General features: G+C 68.8%; 17 protein-coding genes. 13 read left to right on the top strand and 4 right to left on the bottom strand.

What is annotated here, in order from left to right:
- Nucleotides 1–10: 10 nt before the first annotated feature.
- The 4 genes from AB4120_RS03750 (at nucleotide 11) to AB4120_RS03735 (ending at nucleotide 3,642) form a co-directional block, all read left to right on the top strand.
- Nucleotides 11–1,054: a Bug family tripartite tricarboxylate transporter substrate binding protein gene (locus AB4120_RS03750; protein ID WP_149139097.1), complete on the top strand. Its 1,044-nt coding sequence runs from the start codon at nucleotides 11–13 to the stop codon at nucleotides 1,052–1,054.
- Between the two features lie 24 nt (nucleotides 1,055–1,078).
- Nucleotides 1,079–1,876, top strand: coding sequence for a PIG-L family deacetylase (locus AB4120_RS03745; protein WP_262389788.1), 798 nt, complete (start codon nucleotides 1,079–1,081; stop codon nucleotides 1,874–1,876).
- Complete coding sequence (locus AB4120_RS03740) at nucleotides 1,873–2,586, top strand: 4-carboxy-4-hydroxy-2-oxoadipate aldolase/oxaloacetate decarboxylase (protein WP_149139098.1); 714 nt, start codon at nucleotides 1,873–1,875, stop codon at nucleotides 2,584–2,586. Before AB4120_RS03745 ends, AB4120_RS03740 begins: the two co-directional genes overlap by 4 nt.
- Nucleotides 2,587–2,700: 114 nt before the next feature.
- Nucleotides 2,701–3,642 (top strand): LysR family transcriptional regulator, encoded by a 942-nt coding sequence (locus AB4120_RS03735; RefSeq protein ID WP_441641859.1) that lies wholly within the window; start codon nucleotides 2,701–2,703, stop codon nucleotides 3,640–3,642.
- A gap of 23 nt (nucleotides 3,643–3,665) precedes the next feature.
- Here the strand turns inward: AB4120_RS03735 and AB4120_RS03730 are convergent, their stop codons facing one another.
- On the bottom strand, nucleotides 3,666–4,067 hold the full coding sequence (locus tag AB4120_RS03730) for a PIN domain-containing protein (protein WP_441641858.1): 402 nt from the start codon (nucleotides 4,065–4,067) through the stop codon (nucleotides 3,666–3,668).
- Nucleotides 4,064–4,297 (bottom strand): hypothetical protein, encoded by a 234-nt coding sequence (locus tag AB4120_RS03725; protein WP_149139101.1) that lies wholly within the window; start codon nucleotides 4,295–4,297, stop codon nucleotides 4,064–4,066. Before AB4120_RS03725 ends, AB4120_RS03730 begins: the two co-directional genes overlap by 4 nt.
- A 276-nt stretch (nucleotides 4,298–4,573) precedes the next feature.
- Between AB4120_RS03725 and tcuA the strand changes: the two genes are divergently transcribed.
- From tcuA to AB4120_RS03685, 8 genes are all read left to right on the top strand, one after another.
- On the top strand, nucleotides 4,574–6,025 hold the full coding sequence (gene tcuA / locus AB4120_RS03720) for an FAD-dependent tricarballylate dehydrogenase TcuA (RefSeq protein ID WP_149139102.1): 1,452 nt from the start codon (nucleotides 4,574–4,576) through the stop codon (nucleotides 6,023–6,025).
- Nucleotides 6,012–7,184 (top strand): tricarballylate utilization 4Fe-4S protein TcuB, encoded by a 1,173-nt coding sequence (gene tcuB / locus AB4120_RS03715; RefSeq protein WP_149139103.1) that lies wholly within the window; start codon nucleotides 6,012–6,014, stop codon nucleotides 7,182–7,184. Before tcuA ends, tcuB begins: the two co-directional genes overlap by 14 nt.
- A gap of 42 nt (nucleotides 7,185–7,226) precedes the next feature.
- Nucleotides 7,227–8,015 (top strand): class II aldolase/adducin family protein, encoded by a 789-nt coding sequence (locus AB4120_RS03710; RefSeq protein ID WP_149139104.1) that lies wholly within the window; start codon nucleotides 7,227–7,229, stop codon nucleotides 8,013–8,015.
- Between the two features lie 111 nt (nucleotides 8,016–8,126).
- Entirely contained in the window at nucleotides 8,127–9,107 is a 981-nt protein-coding gene (locus AB4120_RS03705) for a Bug family tripartite tricarboxylate transporter substrate binding protein (protein WP_262389789.1), read from the top strand.
- Nucleotides 9,108–9,152: 45 nt separating this feature from the next.
- Nucleotides 9,153–10,043, top strand: a complete 891-nt coding sequence (locus tag AB4120_RS03700) for an amidohydrolase family protein (RefSeq protein WP_149139105.1) — start codon at nucleotides 9,153–9,155, stop codon at nucleotides 10,041–10,043.
- 83 nt (nucleotides 10,044–10,126) lie between these two features.
- The gene (locus tag AB4120_RS03695; RefSeq protein ID WP_441641857.1) at nucleotides 10,127–11,140 is read left to right on the top strand and encodes a Bug family tripartite tricarboxylate transporter substrate binding protein; all 1,014 of its coding nucleotides are present in this window, start codon (nucleotides 10,127–10,129) and stop codon (nucleotides 11,138–11,140) included.
- A gap of 4 nt (nucleotides 11,141–11,144) precedes the next feature.
- Nucleotides 11,145–12,197 carry a D-2-hydroxyacid dehydrogenase gene (locus AB4120_RS03690; protein ID WP_441641856.1) on the top strand — a complete coding sequence of 351 codons (1,053 nt, stop codon included), beginning with the start codon at nucleotides 11,145–11,147 and terminating at the stop codon, nucleotides 12,195–12,197.
- Nucleotides 12,198–12,323: 126 nt separating this feature from the next.
- Nucleotides 12,324–12,737: a response regulator gene (locus AB4120_RS03685; protein WP_441641855.1), complete on the top strand. Its 414-nt coding sequence runs from the start codon at nucleotides 12,324–12,326 to the stop codon at nucleotides 12,735–12,737.
- A 26-nt stretch (nucleotides 12,738–12,763) separates the two neighbouring features.
- Here AB4120_RS03685 and AB4120_RS03680 read toward each other — a convergent pair whose 3' ends face one another.
- Nucleotides 12,764–13,405 carry an HD domain-containing protein gene (locus AB4120_RS03680; RefSeq protein WP_144197000.1) on the bottom strand — a complete coding sequence of 214 codons (642 nt, stop codon included), beginning with the start codon at nucleotides 13,403–13,405 and terminating at the stop codon, nucleotides 12,764–12,766.
- Nucleotides 13,406–13,539: 134 nt separating this feature from the next.
- Here AB4120_RS03680 and AB4120_RS03675 point away from each other — a divergent pair, with 134 nt between their 5' ends.
- Nucleotides 13,540–14,526, top strand: coding sequence for a GlxA family transcriptional regulator (locus AB4120_RS03675; protein WP_149139109.1), 987 nt, complete (start codon nucleotides 13,540–13,542; stop codon nucleotides 14,524–14,526).
- Between the two features lie 9 nt (nucleotides 14,527–14,535).
- Here the strand turns inward: AB4120_RS03675 and lpdA are convergent, their stop codons facing one another.
- On the bottom strand, nucleotides 14,536–16,017 hold the full coding sequence (gene lpdA, locus AB4120_RS03670) for a dihydrolipoyl dehydrogenase (RefSeq protein WP_262389926.1): 1,482 nt from the start codon (nucleotides 16,015–16,017) through the stop codon (nucleotides 14,536–14,538).
- Nucleotides 16,018–16,092: the final 75 nt, after the last annotated feature.

Raw genomic sequence — 16,092 nt, 5'->3', positions numbered from 1 at the left:
GGAGAAGACAATGCGCGGGTCCGCTCGTCGTTATGTTTCGCAGGGCGCGCGTCGCCCGTTCTTGGCCAAGTCGCTCGCCACCTCGCTCGCCACCTCCGTGGCCACGCTGCTGGCCGTCACCCTTGGCCTGGCCGTCTCGGCCCCGCAGGCCGCCGAGGTGTATCCCGACAAGCCCATCCGTCTGGTCGTGCCGTACGCCGCCGGCGGTGCGGTAGACATCGTGGCGCGTGCCGTGGGCCAGAAGATGAGCCAGACGCTCAAGCAGCCGATCATCGTCGACAACCGCCCGGGCGCCAGCACCAATATCGGCCTGGACATCGTCGCCAAATCGCCGGCTGACGGCTACACGATCATGATGGCGTCCAACAGCCTCGCCACCAATTCGGCGCTGTTCGCCAAGCTGTCGTTCAACCCGGCCACCGACTTCGCGCCCGTGGCACGCGTGGGCGAAGCCTCGCTGGTAGTGGTGGTGCCGGCCAAGTCGAAGATCGACTCGCTCAAGACCCTGGTCGCCCAGGCCAAGGCCCAGCCCGGCAAGCTGGCGTATGCATCGGCCGGCAACGGCAGTTCCGGTCATCTGGCCGGCGAAATGCTCAAGGACACCGCCGGCATCGACGTGCTGCACGTGCCGTACAAGGGCGGGGCCCCGGCCATCACCGACCTGCTCGGCGAGCGGATCACCTTCATGCCAATCAACCCGCTCGAGGTCATCACCCATATCCACGCCGGCACGCTGCGCCCGCTGGCCGTGGCCAGCGCCAAGCGCTCGGCCCTGCTGCCGGACGTGCCGACCTCGCGCGAGGAAGGCCTGCCCAACTTCACCGCCTCGGTCTGGTGGGGCCTCGTGGCGCCCGCCAAGACGCCGCCCGCGATCATCAAGCAACTCAACGCCGCCGCCAACACCGCGCTGGCCGACGCGGACGTGCGCAAGCAGCTCACTCAACTGGGCGTGACCATCCTGCCCGGCACGCCGGAAGCCTTCGGCCAGTTCGTGCGCACCGAAACCACGACCTGGGCGGGCGTGATCCGCAAGGCTGGCATCACGGCCGACTGAGTCTCACCCTGACTGGTATTAGGTATGTCCCAAAACACCGCTTCTTCCACTGCCCCGGCCAGCCAGCCGGCCACCCAGCCGGCCACCCAGCCGGCCACCCAGCCGGCCACCCAGCCGTCCATTCTGGTAGTCAGCGCCCACGCGGCTGACTTCGTCTGGCGCGCCGGCGGCGCCATCGCGCTCTACGCGGAGCGCGGCTACCACGTGCGCATCGTCTGCCTGTCGTTTGGCGAGCGCGGCGAATCGGCCAAGATGTGGCGCCAGCCGGGCATGACGATGGACCGCGTAAAGGCCGCCCGCCACGAAGAGGCGCAGCGCGCTGCCGAGATCCTCGGTGGCACGCTGGAATGCTTCGACCTCGGCGACTATCCCTTGCGCGTGCCCGACGAGGCGCTGCTGCGTCTGGCCGATATCTACCGCGACATCCGTCCCGAACTGGTGCTGAGCCACTCGCGCGAGGACATCTACAACTTCGACCACCCGCTCGCCACCTATGTGGCGCAAGAAGCGCGCGTGATTGCCCAGGCCCACGGCTACAAGCCCGAGGTGCCGGTGATCGGCGCGCCGCCGGTGTTCCTGTTCGAGCCGCACCAGCCCGAGCAGTGCAACTGGAAGCCGGACGTGCTGCTGGATATCTCTTCCGTCTGGGAGAAGAAGCAGCGCGCGTTTACGACCATGGCCGCGCAGGAGCACCTGTGGGAGTACTACACCCGGGTGGCGCTCCAGCGCGGGGCGCAGGCCACGCGGAATTCCGATCGCAAGGTGCAGTACGGCGAAGGCTACGCACGCGTGTTCCCCCAGGTTTCGGAGGTGCTGGCATGAAGACGATTGCCTACCGCAATATCCTGCGCGCGGCGCCCGCCGCGATCGAGTCGCTCGGCAAGCTGGGCGTGGCCACGGTGCATGAGGCGCAGCGCCGCACCGGCCTGATGAAACCCTACCTGCGGCCGATCCAGTCCGGCACGGCCATCGCCGGCAGCGCCGTGACCGCGCTGATGCACCCCGGCGACAACTGGATGATTCACGTGGCCGTGGAAATGATCCAGCCGGGCGACGTGCTGGTGGTGGCCCTGACCAGCGACTGCACCGACGGCCTGTTCGGCGACCTGCTGGCCACGTCCCTGAAGGCGCGTGGCGCGCGCGGCCTGATCATCGACGGCGGTGTGCGCGATGTCAGTACCCTCAACGCGATGGGCTTCCCGGTCTGGTCCCGCGCCGTGCACGCGCAGGGCGCCGTGAAGGAAACCGTGGGCGCCGTGAACGTGCCGGTGGTCTGCGCCGGTGCCACGGTGCGGCCGGGCGATGTGATCGTGGCAGACGACGACGGCGTAGTCGTGGTGGCGCGCCCGCAGGCGCAGGACATCGCGCAAAAGGCGGCCGAACGCGAGGCGCTGGAGTTGTCCAAGCGCGACAAACTCGCCTCCGGCGTGCTCGGCGTGGACATGTACAACATGCGCCCGGGCCTGGCGGCGAAGGGTCTGGTCTACCTTGACCAGACCGTGGACTGGTACAGCGGCGCCGACGAAGCCTGACGGCGCCCGGGGTGCCCGCGCCGCGCGCGGCCCCCGCACATCTGGTATAAGACCCCGGAACAACAGGTCGAATCCCGCCGGCGCGGCAGGGGGCCGCGAGAACGGGGGAGACAGATGGAACTGCGCCAGCTTCAGTATTTCGTCCGGGTGGTCGAGCTTGGCAGCATGAGCCGTGCCGCGCTCGAACTGGACATGGTGCAGTCGGCCGTCAGCCAGCAGATCAGCCGGCTCGAAGGCGAGCTTTCCACCCGGCTGCTGCGCCGCACGCCGCAGGGCGTGACCCCCACCGAGGCCGGCCTGGCCTTTTTCCACGAAGCCCAGCTGACGCTGCGCCATGCCGAGCAGGCACGGCGCGCGGCCCATCACGCGCGCCTCTCCGGCACGGTGAGCGTGGGGCTGGCGCCGACCACGGCATCGGTGATCGGCGTGCCGCTGATCCGCGCCATGCGCGAGCGCTACCCGGATGTGCGGCTGCATATCGTCGAAAGCCTGTCCGGCCACCTGACTGCCATGCTTAACGCCCGCCAGCTCGACCTCGCGGTGCTGTTCGACACGCATGCCGCCCGCCGCTGGACCGTGCTGCCGCTGCTGGAAGAGACGCTGTTCCTGATCCAGTCCCGCCAGACGCTGCCCCAGGGCAAGGCGGAGCCGCCCACCCAGCTTGGCATGGCGGACCTTGCCGAGGTGCCGCTGATCATGCCGACCGGCGTGCACGGCCTGCGCAGCACGCTGGACGCCGCGTTCGCCCGCGCCAAGGTGGCGCCGCGCGTGATCCAGGAGGTGGACTCCCTGGCGATGCTGATGGACGCCGTGGACATGGGCTTCGGCGCCACGCTCCAGCCCTGGGCGGCGGTGGGACGATACCCGGACGCCGCGACACGCTTCCACCTCGCCCAGATCGACGACCCCAGCGTGGGCCGGCGCAACCTGCTGTGCAGCCTGTCGGACGACGAACTGTCGCCCGCCGCACTGGCACTGCGCGTGGTGCTGGCCGACACCGCGCGCGGACTGGTGAAGTCCGGGGGGTGGAGAGGGGCGCGGTTGATCGAGGGGTGACAGGATCCGGTCCGCCGGGCTGTTCATGGTTGCGGTACCAGGCGGAATCCGGGCTGTCGCGAGGCACTTCGATCAAACGTGTAGGTGAACTTGCATCCCGCACGGCGGCAGGTTTCCACGATCACGCAATCGCCGAAGTCGATGTGCGACTTGCTGAAGAGCACGAAGGCGTGGGAAACCGTTGCAAGTGACTCGACCATGAGCCAGCGCGACTCGATGAATGTCATCAGTACCGCGCTGAGCCGGGCGCGCGTAAAGGCGTACTGCCGCTTCAACACCCAGATCAACTCCACGAGCGCAGCCAATGGCACAAAGCCGCGACGTGCCGGTGTCAATGACTCGATGAAGCGGGTCGCATGGGGCGCCTGCCGTGGATCGTCCTTGGCAAAGTGCCTGACCAGTACGCATGTGTCGATGCCGATCACAGCAATCCCTCCGCTGCATAGCGTTGCCGCGCTTTCTCGCACCGCGCCTCAATGTCCGCGATTTCCTCGGGGCTCAGCGGGCCGTCGTCCGGGTCGTCCTCGTACGGCCCATTGAGTTTCCGGAGCACTGATTCAACGATGGCGTCGCCGATGGCATCGTCTATTTCCTCAATCGTCAAGGGTTTGGGCGGCTCGGGAAGGGTGGCCGGGTCGGTGGGATGTTCGTTCATGGTCTTGGACTCCAAAAGTCGGGGAAGCGGGCACCTGGAAGGTGCTGCCAACGCAACTTTCCCCCACCGCGAGCCCCTTGCCTATGAGACAGCTCTGAAATTTCCCCGGACCCCGCCCGGAACTTCCCCGGACCCCCATCACAAATCGTGATACCCCCATGCCCATCAAGGGGTTAGCAGCGGTCCGGCGGGCGGATACAGTCCGGCACAGACTCCCAAAGCCATAGAAAAAGTCGTGTCCAACCCCACTCAAACTCCCCCCGAGGGCGCCCGGCCGTGATCGACGTCCTTGTGATTGGCGGCGGCAACGCTGCCCTGTGCGCTGCGCTGATGGCCCGCGAGGCCGGCGCCAGCGTGATGCTGCTCGAATCCGCCCCGCGCGAATGGCGCGGCGGCAACTCCCAGCACACCCGCAACCTGCGCTGCATGCACGACGCGCCGCAGGACGTGCTGATCGATGCCTACCCCGAGGAGGAGTACTGGCAGGATCTGCTCAAGGTCACCGGCGGGCTGACTGACGAACGGCTGGCCCGGCTGGCCATCCGCGCCTCGTCCAACTGCCGTGACTGGATGCGCAGCCATGGCGTCCATTTCCAGCCGCCGCTCTCGGGCGCGCTGCACGTGGCGCGCACCAACGCCTTCTTCATGGGCGGGGGCAAGGCCCTCGTCAACGCCTACTACCGCAGCGCCGAGCAGCTCGGCGTGCAGATCCGCTACAACGCGCCGGTCGATGCCATCGAGCTGGATGGCGGCCGCTTCGTGGCGGCGCGCATCGGCAGCGAGCGGATCGAGGCGCGCGCCTGCGTGCTGGCCGCCGGCGGCTTCGAATCGAACCGGGAATGGCTGCGCGAGGCCTGGGGCCAGAACGAGCGCGGCGAATGGCCGGCGGACAACTTCCTGATCCGTGGCACGCGCTTCAACATGGGCGTGCTGCTGAAATACATGATCGAGGCGGGCGCGGATGCCATCGGCGATCCGTCCCAGTCGCACTGCGTGGCTATCGACGCCCGCGCGCCGCTCTATGACGGCGGCATCTGCACGCGGATCGACTGCGTCTCGCTGGGCGTGGTGCTGAACGCCAACGCCGAGCGCTTCTACGACGAAGGCGAGGATTTCTGGCCGAAACGCTATGCGATCTGGGGCCGGCTGGTGGCCCAGCAGCCGCAGCAGATCGGTTACTCGATCATCGACGCCAAGGCCGTGGGCCGCTTCATGCCGCCGGTGTTCCCGGGCGTGAAGGCAGACACGCTGCCCGAACTCGCGCGCAAGCTCGGCCTCGACGAGGCCACCTTCATGCGCACGATCAACGACTACAACGCCGCCTGCCGCGTGGGCAAGTTCGACCACACCGTGCTCGACGACTGCCACACCGAGGGCGTGACACCGGCCAAGACCCACTGGGCCCGCCCGCTGGATACCGCGCCGTTCTACGGCTACGCGCTGCGCCCCGGCATCACCTTCACCTACCTGGGTTTGAAGGTGAACGAGGATTCGGCCGTGCATTTCGGCGGCCAGCCCAGCGACAACCTGTTCGTGGCCGGCGAGATGATGGCCGGCAACGTGCTGGGCAAGGGCTACACGGCCGGCGTGGGCATGGCCATCGGCACGGCGTTCGGCCGTATCGCCGGCACCGAGGCGGCCAAGGCTGCCCAGGCAGGAAAGTCAGGGAAGTCAGGGAAGGGCGCACGCGCCCGTGCATCACAGGAAATCGAACATGCAACATCTTGAAGCGCTGACGCGCGAGGCGGCGGCGCTGGCACAGGGCGTGCTGCCGCTGACCGCCGACGAGGGCGAAGTCGCCCGCACCCTGCAGATCTGCAACGCCTGCCGCTATTGCGAAGGCTTCTGCGCCGTGTTCCCGGCCATGACGCGCCGGCTGGAGTTCACCAAGGCGGACATCCACTACCTGGCCAACCTCTGCCACAACTGCGGCGCCTGCTACCACGCCTGCCAGTACGCGCCGCCGCATGAGTTCGCGGTGAACATTCCCCAGGCGATGGCCAAGGTGCGCGTGCAGACCTATGGCGACTACGCGTTTCCGGCCGCGCTGGGCGGGCTGTACCGCCGTGCCGGCCTGACCACGGCGCTGGCGCTGGCTGGCGGGCTGGCGCTGTTCCTGCTGATGGTGCTCGCCATGCGCGGCAGCCTGCTGCACGCGCCACTGGCCGGCAATTTCTACGCGATCTTCCCGCACAACCTGCTGGCGGCGATGTTCGGCGTGGTGTTCCTGTTCGCGATCGGCGCGCTTGGCGTGGGCGTCACGCGCTTCTGGCGGCAGGTTTCGCCGGGCACGCGGCCGGGCGAGTCGCGTGGGGCGGCCGTCGGGGGCGCCGCGCACGACGCGCTGCGGCTCAAGTACCTGGGCGGCGGCCATGGCGAAGGCTGTAACAACGCCGACGATGCCTTCACGCTGGCGCGCCGCCGCTTCCACCATTTCACGTTCTATGGCTTCATGCTGTGCTTCGCCGCGACCACGGTGGCCACGCTGTACCACTACCTGCTGGATTACCACGCGCCGTATCCGGTGACGAGCCTGCCGGTGCTGCTGGGCATCGCGGGCGGCATCGGGCTGTTGGTCGGCCCGGCCGGGCTGCTGTGGCTGAACCTGCGCCGCGACCCCAACACCGGCGATGCCAGCCAGCGCCCGATGGACCGCGGCTTCATCGCGCTGCTGTTCCTGACCAGCGCCAGCGGCCTGGCGCTGCTGGCCTGGCGCGACTCCGCCGCCATGGCCGCGCTGCTGGCCGTGCACCTGGGTATCGTGATGGCGCTGTTCCTGACGCTGCCGTATGGCAAGTTCGCCCACGGCATCTTCCGCAGCGCGGCGTTGCTGAAGTGGAATATCGAGAAACGGCGGCCCAGCGACCTCGCGCTTGGCGCCGACTGACCCGCTCACACCAGATCCAACCATCCCCAAAGGAGACTCACCATGACAAAGCCCGGTGTGCTGAACATTCCGTCGATGCGCGGCCAGTGCAGCGAGGCGGAGTGGCAGGCCCGCGTGGACCTGGCCGCCTGCTACCGCCTCGTGGAGTTGTATGGCATGGCAGACATGATGGCCAACCATATCTCCGTCCGCGTGCCGGACGAGGAGAACGCCTTCCTGATCAACGCCTACGGCATGATGTACGAGGAGATCACCGCGTCCAGCCTGATCAAGGTGGACCACGACGGCAAGATCCTCGCCAAGCCGGATTTCGGCGCGCTCGACTACGGCATCAACAAGGCCGGCTACGTCATCCACAGCGCCGTGCACCACGCGCGCCCGGAAGTGGCATGCGTCATCCACACCCATAGCTGGGCGTCGATGGCCGTCTCCTCGCTCGACTGCGGGCTGCTGCCGATCACCCAGACCGCCATGCGCTTCCTGAAGATTGGCTATCACGAGTACCAGGGCGTGGTGCTGGACACCGCCGAGCAGGAATCGCTGATCGCCGACCTCGGCAAGGGTGAGGCCCTGATCCTGCGCAACCACGGCGCGATGACGGTGGGCAACACCGTGGGCGAAGCCTTCAACTGGATGCACCGCCTGGAGCTGGCCTGCCGCTCGCAGGTGGCGGCGATGTCGTGCAGCACGCCGCTGCGCGATGTGCCGGCCGAGATCCTCCAGGAAACCTGGAACAACTACCAGCCCGGCACGCGCCGTCCGTACGGCGTGATGGAGTGGCCGGCGCTGCTGCGCAAGCTCGATCGCCTGGACCCCAGCTACCGCGACTAAGGCGGAACAAGACGGCAGCGGAGTCCCCCAGGGGCCGCATGGAACGGGATTGCAGGGCGGCCTCGCCTTGAATGATGAATCAGGTCAGAAGAAAGCCCTGAACGGAGTGAGATGATGAAACGCAGAACCCTGCTGGCGCAAATGCTTGCGCTCGGCGTCGCCCCCTATGTCATGTCGGCCCGCGCGCAAGGCGGCCTGCCCAACAAGCCGATCACGCTGGTCGTGCCGTTCGCCCCGGGCGGCAACCTGGACGTGGTGGCGCGCGCCATCGCCCCGGCGCTGGAGCAGAGCCTCGGCCGCAACGTCATCGTCGATAACCGGCCCGGCGCCGGCGGCGTGATCGGCGCCACGGCGGTCTCCCGCGCCGAGCCGGACGGCAGCACGCTGCTGGTGACTACCCCCAACGCCATCGTGGTGCTGCCGAAGATGACGCGCACCAGCTTCAAGCTGGCGAGCTTCAGCCCGGTGGGGCTGGTGTCCACCACGGCGCTGGTGATCGTGGTGAAGGGCAACGACACGCGTTTCAAGGACATCGGCGCGCTGCTGGCCCATGCGCGCGCCAACCCGGGCAAGACCACCACCGGCCATGCCGGCCCCGGCACCACCAACCACATGGCCACGCTCCAGCTCGAGGACGCCGCCAGGATTCAACTGAACGAGGTGCCCTACAAGGGCTCCGCGCCGGCCCTGATCGACCTCATGGGCGGCCAGATCGACATGGTGGTGGACCAGCTCACCAGCTCGGCGCCGCATATCCAGTCCGGCGCGCTGCGCGCGCTGGCCGTGATGTCGCGCGAGCGCGATGCCGCGCTGCCGAAGGTGCCCACGCTGCGCGAATCCAGGCTGGCCAACTTCGAGGCGACCACGGCCACGGGCCTGCTGGCCCCGGCTGGCACGCCGGCGGCGGTGGTCGAGACGCTGAACAGCGCGCTGCGCAAGGTGCTGGCCGAGGGCAGCGTCAAGAGCCGGCTGCTGACCGTGGGCAGCGTGGCGCAGGCTTCTTCGCCGCAGGAACTGCTGGCCTCGCTGCAACGCGAGGACGCCCGTGCGCAGACGCTGGCCGCCGCCGGCCGCCTGAAGGCCCCGGAATAACGCTGAACGCATCGAACCGGACGCCATCGACCAGACGCCATCGCCATGACCCGCCCCTGCCTGCCCCCGCTCCAGACCCTCACCGCACCGGTGTTCCGCGCGCCCGCCGGCGCCTGTGACAGCCATGCCCACGTGTTTGGCCCGTTCGCGCGCTATCCGCTCGCGATGGACCGCAGCTACACGCCGGCCGAGCATCCCGCCGACGCCTTCATCGCCCATCTCGACGCACTCGGGCTCACGCGCGGCGTGCTTGTCACGGCCAGCGCCAGCGGCACCGACAACAGCGTGGTGAGCGACGCCCTGCGCCAGTACCCCACGCGCCTGCGCGGCATCGTGGTGCCGTCGCCAGACACCACGGACGCCGAGCTGGACGCCTGGCACGCCGCCGGCGTGCGCGGCGTGCGCATCAACCTGTATCAGGTGGATGGCCACGCCGTGTACCGCAACGGCGTGGGCATCGAGGTGCTCGAGGCCCTGGCCCCGCGTCTGGCCGCGCGCGGCTGGCACGCGCAGATCTGGATCCACGCCCCGGACCTCGTCACGCTGGGCCCGCGCCTCAAGGCGCTGGGCCTGCCGCTGGTGATCGACCACATGGGCCGCATGGCCACCTCGCGCGGCGTGGCGGACCCCGGCTTCCAGGCGCTCTGCGCGCTGCTGGCGGAAGGCGTGGCCTGGACCAAGATCTCCGGCGCTGACCGGCTCCAGCCGGCCGGCGCGCCGTACGAACAGGTCGATCCCTTCGTCGCCGCGCTGATGCGCGCCAACCCGGAGCAGGTGGTGTGGGGCTCCGACTGGCCCCACATCAGTTATTTCGAGTCCGCCCAGATGCCGGACGACGGCGTGCTGTTCAACCTGCTGGCGCGCTGGCTGCCGGAAGCCGCCAGCCGCGAGCGCGTGCTGGTGCATAACCCGGCACGGCTGTACGACTTCGGCTGATTGCCGATCCTCGCTGCATTTTCGATTCTGATAACCACGACGGCGGCCGCGAAGACGGCTGCCGCATCAACAGGAGAACCACCATGCCTCGATTCGCCCCCGGTCGATGGTTGACCCCCCATCTGAGCGCGGCACTGGCCGCCGCTTCGGCCCTGATCGCGCTGGCCGCCCTGGCCACCCTGTCCGCCCCCGCGCAGGCCGCCGACGAATACCCGGCCAAGCCCGTGCGTGTGGTGGTGGCCTTCACCGCCGGCGGCACCACCGACATGCTGGCCCGCAGCGTGAGCCAGCACCTGGGCCAGCGCTTCAAGCAATCGTTCGTGGTGGAAAACCGGCCCGGCGCGGGCGGCAATATCGGCACCGAGTACGTGGTGCGCGCCCCGGCCGACGGCTACACGCTGCTGGTGGACTCGGTCGGCCCGATCTCGATCAACCAGACGCTCTACAAGAAGCTGAACTACGACCCGCTGGCGGACCTGGTGCCGGTGGTGCAGATCGCCGACGTGCCGAACGTGCTGGTGGTGCACCCGTCGGTGCCGGCCAAGACCTTCGAGGAGTTCGTCGCCTATATCAAGGCCAACCCGGGCAAGCTGAACTATGGCTCGACGGGCGTGGGTACCTCGTCGCACCTGTCCGGCTTCATGCTGTCCGAGCGCATCGGCGCGCCGGCCACGCACGTGCCGTACAAGGGCGCCGATGCGCTGAACGACCTGCTGTCCGGCCGCATCCAGTTCATGTTCGCGACGATTCCGTCGGTGATCTCGCACATCCAGGCCGGCAAGCTGCGCGCGCTGGCGGTGACCAGCGCCAAGCGCTCGCGCTCGCTGCCGGAGGTGCCGGCGGTGGCGGAGAAGGGCTTCCCGGGTTTCGAGGCCGGCTCGTGGTTCGGTATCTTCGCGCCCAAGGGCACGCCGAAGACCGTCATCACGCAGGTCAACCAGGCCGTGAACGAGGCGCTGCCGTCGCTGCAGGCGCAGATGATCCGCGAGGGCGCCGACCCGGTGGGCGGCACGCCCGAGCAGTTCGGCAAGTTCACCCGCAAGGAGTATGAAAAGTGGAAGGTGGTCGTCAAGGCTTCGGGGGCGACGGTAGACTGACGCCATGACTGCATCTGCCGCCCCCTCCGCTCCCTCCGCTCCCTCCGCCTCCGCTGCGCCCGTGCGCATCCTGCTCTCCGAAGCGGCGCTGCGCGCCCATGGCGACGCCATCACCGCCGCCATCACCGCTGCCATGGCCGGCCGGGACTGGGTACCCGTGGCCCCGCCGGCCGTGGACGACGCCCGGCCCATCGACGCGGACATCGCCTTTGTCTCGCGCGATGTGACCGGGCGCTCGACCAAGCACGAGCTGCAACCGGCCACGCGGCGCTTCTACACCGCGATGCTGGAGGCGCCCTCGCTGCGCTGGACCCACACGCACTCGGCCGGCGCCGATCGCCCGGTGTTTGGCCAGCTGCGCCAGCAGGGGGTGACGGTGACGACGTCGTCGGGCGCCAATGCCAGCGTGGTGGCGCAGACGGCGCTGGCCGGGCTGCTGGCGCTGGCGCGGCACCTGCCGCAGATGCTGGCCACCCAGCGCGAGCGCCGCTGGGCGCCGCTGATGGGCGCCGACATGCCGCGTGACCTGCACGGCCAGACGGCGACCATCGTCGGCTGGGGGCCGATCGGCCAGCAGATCGGCGCGGTGCTGCGCCTGTTCGGGATGTCGGTGGTGGTGGTGCGCCAGCGCGCCACGCCGGCGGGGGAGGGCTTCGAGACCGTGACCTTCGCCGATGTGCCGGCGGTGCTGCCGCGCACGGACTGGCTGGTGCTGGCCTGCCCGCTGACGGACGAAACGCGCGGGCTGCTGAGCGCCGCCGCGCTGGACAGCCTGCCGAAGGGCGCGCGTCTGGTCAATGTGTCGCGCGGCGAGGTGGTGGACGAGCCGGCGCTGATCGCCGCGCTGCAAGGCGGCCAGCTGGCGGGCGCCTACCTCGATGTCTTCGCCCACGAGCCGCTGCCGGCGGATTCGCCGCTCTGGACCCTGCCCAACGTCATCGCCACGCCGCACAGCGCGGGCTTCTCCGACGGCAACGCGGCGCGCGTGGTCGAGATCTTCCTGGACAACCTGGGCCGCTGGATCACGCAGGCGCCGCTCCGCAACGCCGTGCCGTAACAAATCGGACACCATCTTCGGAAGTTTCCGCAGCCATTTGCAGAAATTTCCGCAACTCTGCGGCCGTTTCAGCAGGCAGGATGACAGCATGTTCTGCCACCTGCCTGCTGCCAATTGCCTCCTGCCGTGCCTGACCCCTCCATTGCTTCCACGCCACTGGTTCCCCGCATCGTCGTTGCCGAGGACCATCCGGTCAGCCTGCTGGTGCTGGAGGACCAGCTCGCCGGCATCGGCGGCTGCGTGGCCCAACCCTGCCGCTCCGGCGAGGAAGCGTGGGCCGCCGTGCTGCAGGACCCACGGCCGGCCTTGCTGCTGACGGACCTGGGCTTGCCCGGGCTGGATGGGCTGGAACTCGCCCGCCGGATCCGGGCGGCGGAGGGCGGCCAGCGCGCCGGGCGCCTGCCCATCGTCGCCATCACGGCCACGGCCGGCCCGGAGGAGCGGCTGGCCTGCCTCCAGTCCGGCATTGACACCGTGCTGTCCAAGCCGGTCAGCTTCCAGACCCTCCGCGCCGTGGTGCACCGCTATCTCTCTATATAGATATAGAGAGCGGGGGCGCGCCGGCCTCAGCCGTGCCAGTGCGAGCAGCGGATCACGCTGCAGAAATTGCCGCGATGGAAGTGCGGGTCCTTGTCGGCCAGCACGTCCGCCTTCACGTTGCCGAACGTGGTGTCCGGCTTGTGGCGGATGCCATCGTAAAACGCTTGAATAATGTCTTCCTTGAACTGCGGGGTGCGCGGATACGCCTGCACCACGCGCTCGCGGTCCTCGTCGGCAAACGTCTCGTAGCGGATGCCCAGCACATCCATCTCCACGCCAGCCGTCACCAGCGCCACCACCGGGTCCATGAACTCGGGAATGCCGGGCGTGGTGTGCAGGGCGATGCCAGTCCAGACCTTGTCGATATCCGCCTGCGCGATGCCACGGCTGCGCAGGAAGTCCGCCGCCGCGTTGGCGCCGTCCACCTCGAAGCGCTTGTCCGGGCTGCTGTGCGCCGGCGTCAGGCCCATGTCGTGGAACATCGTGCCCGCGTAGAGCAGTTCCGGGTCGACCTTCAGGCCGCGCTGCTTGCCGGCCAGCGCCGCGAAGTAGTACACGCGGCTGGAGTGGTTGAACAGCAGCGTGGATTCGGTATCGCGGACCAGTTGCGTGATGTCTCGGGCCAATTGGCTGTCGGGAATGGCGATGTCGCCCAGGGTGAATTGCATGGCTGACTCCTTTCGGTTGGGGGTTGAAACGAGTGTAGGAGGGGGAGTACCATGTCTTCAATCGTCGCAGTACGACGATTTGGGCCAGATCGGACAGATCGCGACGCGACAGCATGACTCAGGGATTTTTCACCATGACTACCCCACGCACCATCGTGCTGCTGGCCATCGAAGGCGTTCAGTTGCTGGATGTCTCCGGGCCCCTCGACGTCTTCGCCGAAGCCAATGCCCAGGCCGGCCGGCAGGTCTATGCACTGCAGGTGGTTGGGGTGCGGCGCGGGCCGATCCGGGCCTCGTCAGGCGTCCGGCTGCTGCCTGATCTGCTGGTCGAGGATGACCCGCTCGGGGCGCAGTTGCCTCGTCCTCATACCGTGCTGGTGGCCGGTGCGCCACATGCGGGCGATACCCCGACCGAGCCGCTGGTACTGGACTGGATTCGCGCCGTGGCACCCCGCGCGCGCCGCTATGGCTCGGTGTGCAGCGGTGCCTTCTTGCTGGCCGATGCCGGCCTGCTGGAGGGCCGGCGCGTGACCACGCACTGGGCCGGCGCGGACCGGCTGGCGGCGCGCTTCCCAGGTGTGACCGTGGATGCCGATGCCATCCACGTGCGTGACGGCAAGCTGCGCACAGCGGCCGGCGTCACGGCGGGGCTGGACCTCGCGCTGGCGCTGGTCGAGGAAGACCTCGGGCGCGAGCTGGCGCTACGCGTGGCCAGCCAGCTGGTGATGTTCTTCAAGCGGCCCGGCGGGCAGGCCCAGTTCAGCCGCGGTGCCGCCCCGGCGCTGGCCAACCGCTCGGCCTTGCAGGAACTCCAGCGCTGGGTGGCCGCGCATCCGGCCGATTCCCACGACGTGCCCAGCCTCGCCGCGCGCGTCGGCGTGAGTCCGCGCCACCTGACGCGTCTGTTCCGCGAGGAAGTGGGCATCACGCCCGCCAGCTGGGTGGAAGCAGCGCGCGTGACGGCCGCGCGGCAACTGCTGGAGGCCGGCCACCTCGCGCCCAAGCAGGTAGCGGCCGAATGCGGGTTCTCGAGTGTCGATACGCTGCGCCGCGCGTTCATGCGCGTGGTGGGCGTGACGCCTGCGGACTATCGCAAGCGTCACGCCTCGGCGCCCGATTGATGGATGGCGCTACATGTTCAGCGCGCGCTTCTGCACCGCCAGCGCGGCCTCGCGCATGACCTCGGACAGCGACGGATGCGGATGGCTGATCATGCCGATGTCCTCGGACGCCGCCTTGAACTCCATCGCCACCACACCCTCCGCGATCAGGTCGGACGCATTGGCGGCGATGATATGCACCCCCAGCAGTTCGTCGGTCTTGGCGTCGGCAATCATCTTGATAAAGCCGTCCGGCCGGCCCATGCCCAGCGCCCGCCCGTTGGCCGACATCGGGAACTGGCCGGTGCGGATCTCGCGGCCCTCGGCCTTGAGCTGCGCCTCCGACTTGCCCACCCAGGCGATCTCCGGCTCGGTGTAGATCACCCACGGAATGCAGTTGTAGTCGATGTGCGGCTTCTGGCCGTCGATGACCTCGGCCACCATCACGCCCTCGTCCTCGGCCTTGTGGGCCAGCATCGGGCCGCGCACCACGTCGCCAATCGCGTAGATACCGGCCACAGACGTGCGGCAATGATCGTCCACGGGGACGAAGCCGCGCGCGTCGGCAACCAGCCCCACGGCCTCCAGCCCGAGGTTGTCCGTGTTCGGCACCCGGCCGATGGAGACGATCAGGCGGTCGGCGTCCAGCGTCTGCGCGGCGCCGCCCGCATCGGTGTAGGCGATGCTCACGCCCTTGCCGCTGCGCTTGACCTCGCCGATCTTCACGCCGAGGTGGATGGCGAGCCCCTGCTTCTTGAACTGCTTGGCGGCCTCCCGGGCGATGGCTTCGTCCACGGTGCCGAGGAAGGTTGGCAGGGCCTCCAGGATGGTCACTTCCGCGCCCAGCCGGCGCCAGACCGAGCCGAGTTCCAGCCCGATCACGCCAGCACCGATCACGGCGAGCTTCTTGGGCACCGAATCGAAGGACAGCGCGCCCTCGTTGTCGGAGACGATGACGTTGTCCACCGGCACGCCGGGCAGGTGGCGCGCCCGCGACCCGGTGGCGATGATCACGTTGCGCGCGGTGTAGGTCTTGGCCTTGACCGCTCCATCGCCCCCGCCCTCGCTGGCTTCCACGCTGACCACGCCGTTGTCCGCGCGGCCCTGCAACTTGCCGTGGCCCTTGATCCAGGTGACCTTGTTCTTGCGGAACAGGAACTCCACGCCGCCCGTGAACTTGTCCACGATGGCGGCCTTGCGCGCGATCATCGTGCCGAGGTCCAGCGTCACGCCCTTGACCTGTACGCCGTGCTCGGCCAGCCCGTGCTGGGCCTGCTCGAAGTGCTCGGACGAAGCCAGCAGCGCTTTTGACGGAATGCAGCCCACGTTCAGGCAGGTGCCGCCCAGCCGGGGCTTGCCGGCGGGGTCCTTCCATTCCTCGATGCAGGCCACGGTCTTGCCGAGTTGCGCGGCGCGGATGGCGGCGATATAGCCGCCGGGGCCGGAACCGATCACGATCACGTCGAAGTCAGCGGCAGCCGAGGCCGCCGCGCCAGCGCCGCCGCCCTGCACGGCAGGGGCCGCAGCAGGGGCAGGGGCCGCAGCGGGTGCCGGAGCAGGGGCCGCCTTGGGCGCAGGTGCCGCCGC

It is taken from the genome of Cupriavidus sp. 2KB_3 (assembly GCF_052115685.1).
GTDB classification, from domain to species: Bacteria; Pseudomonadota; Gammaproteobacteria; order Burkholderiales; family Burkholderiaceae; genus Cupriavidus; species Cupriavidus campinensis.
Note: the sequence above shows the minus strand (reverse complement) of the source record. Positions and strands in the feature narration are given on the sequence as shown.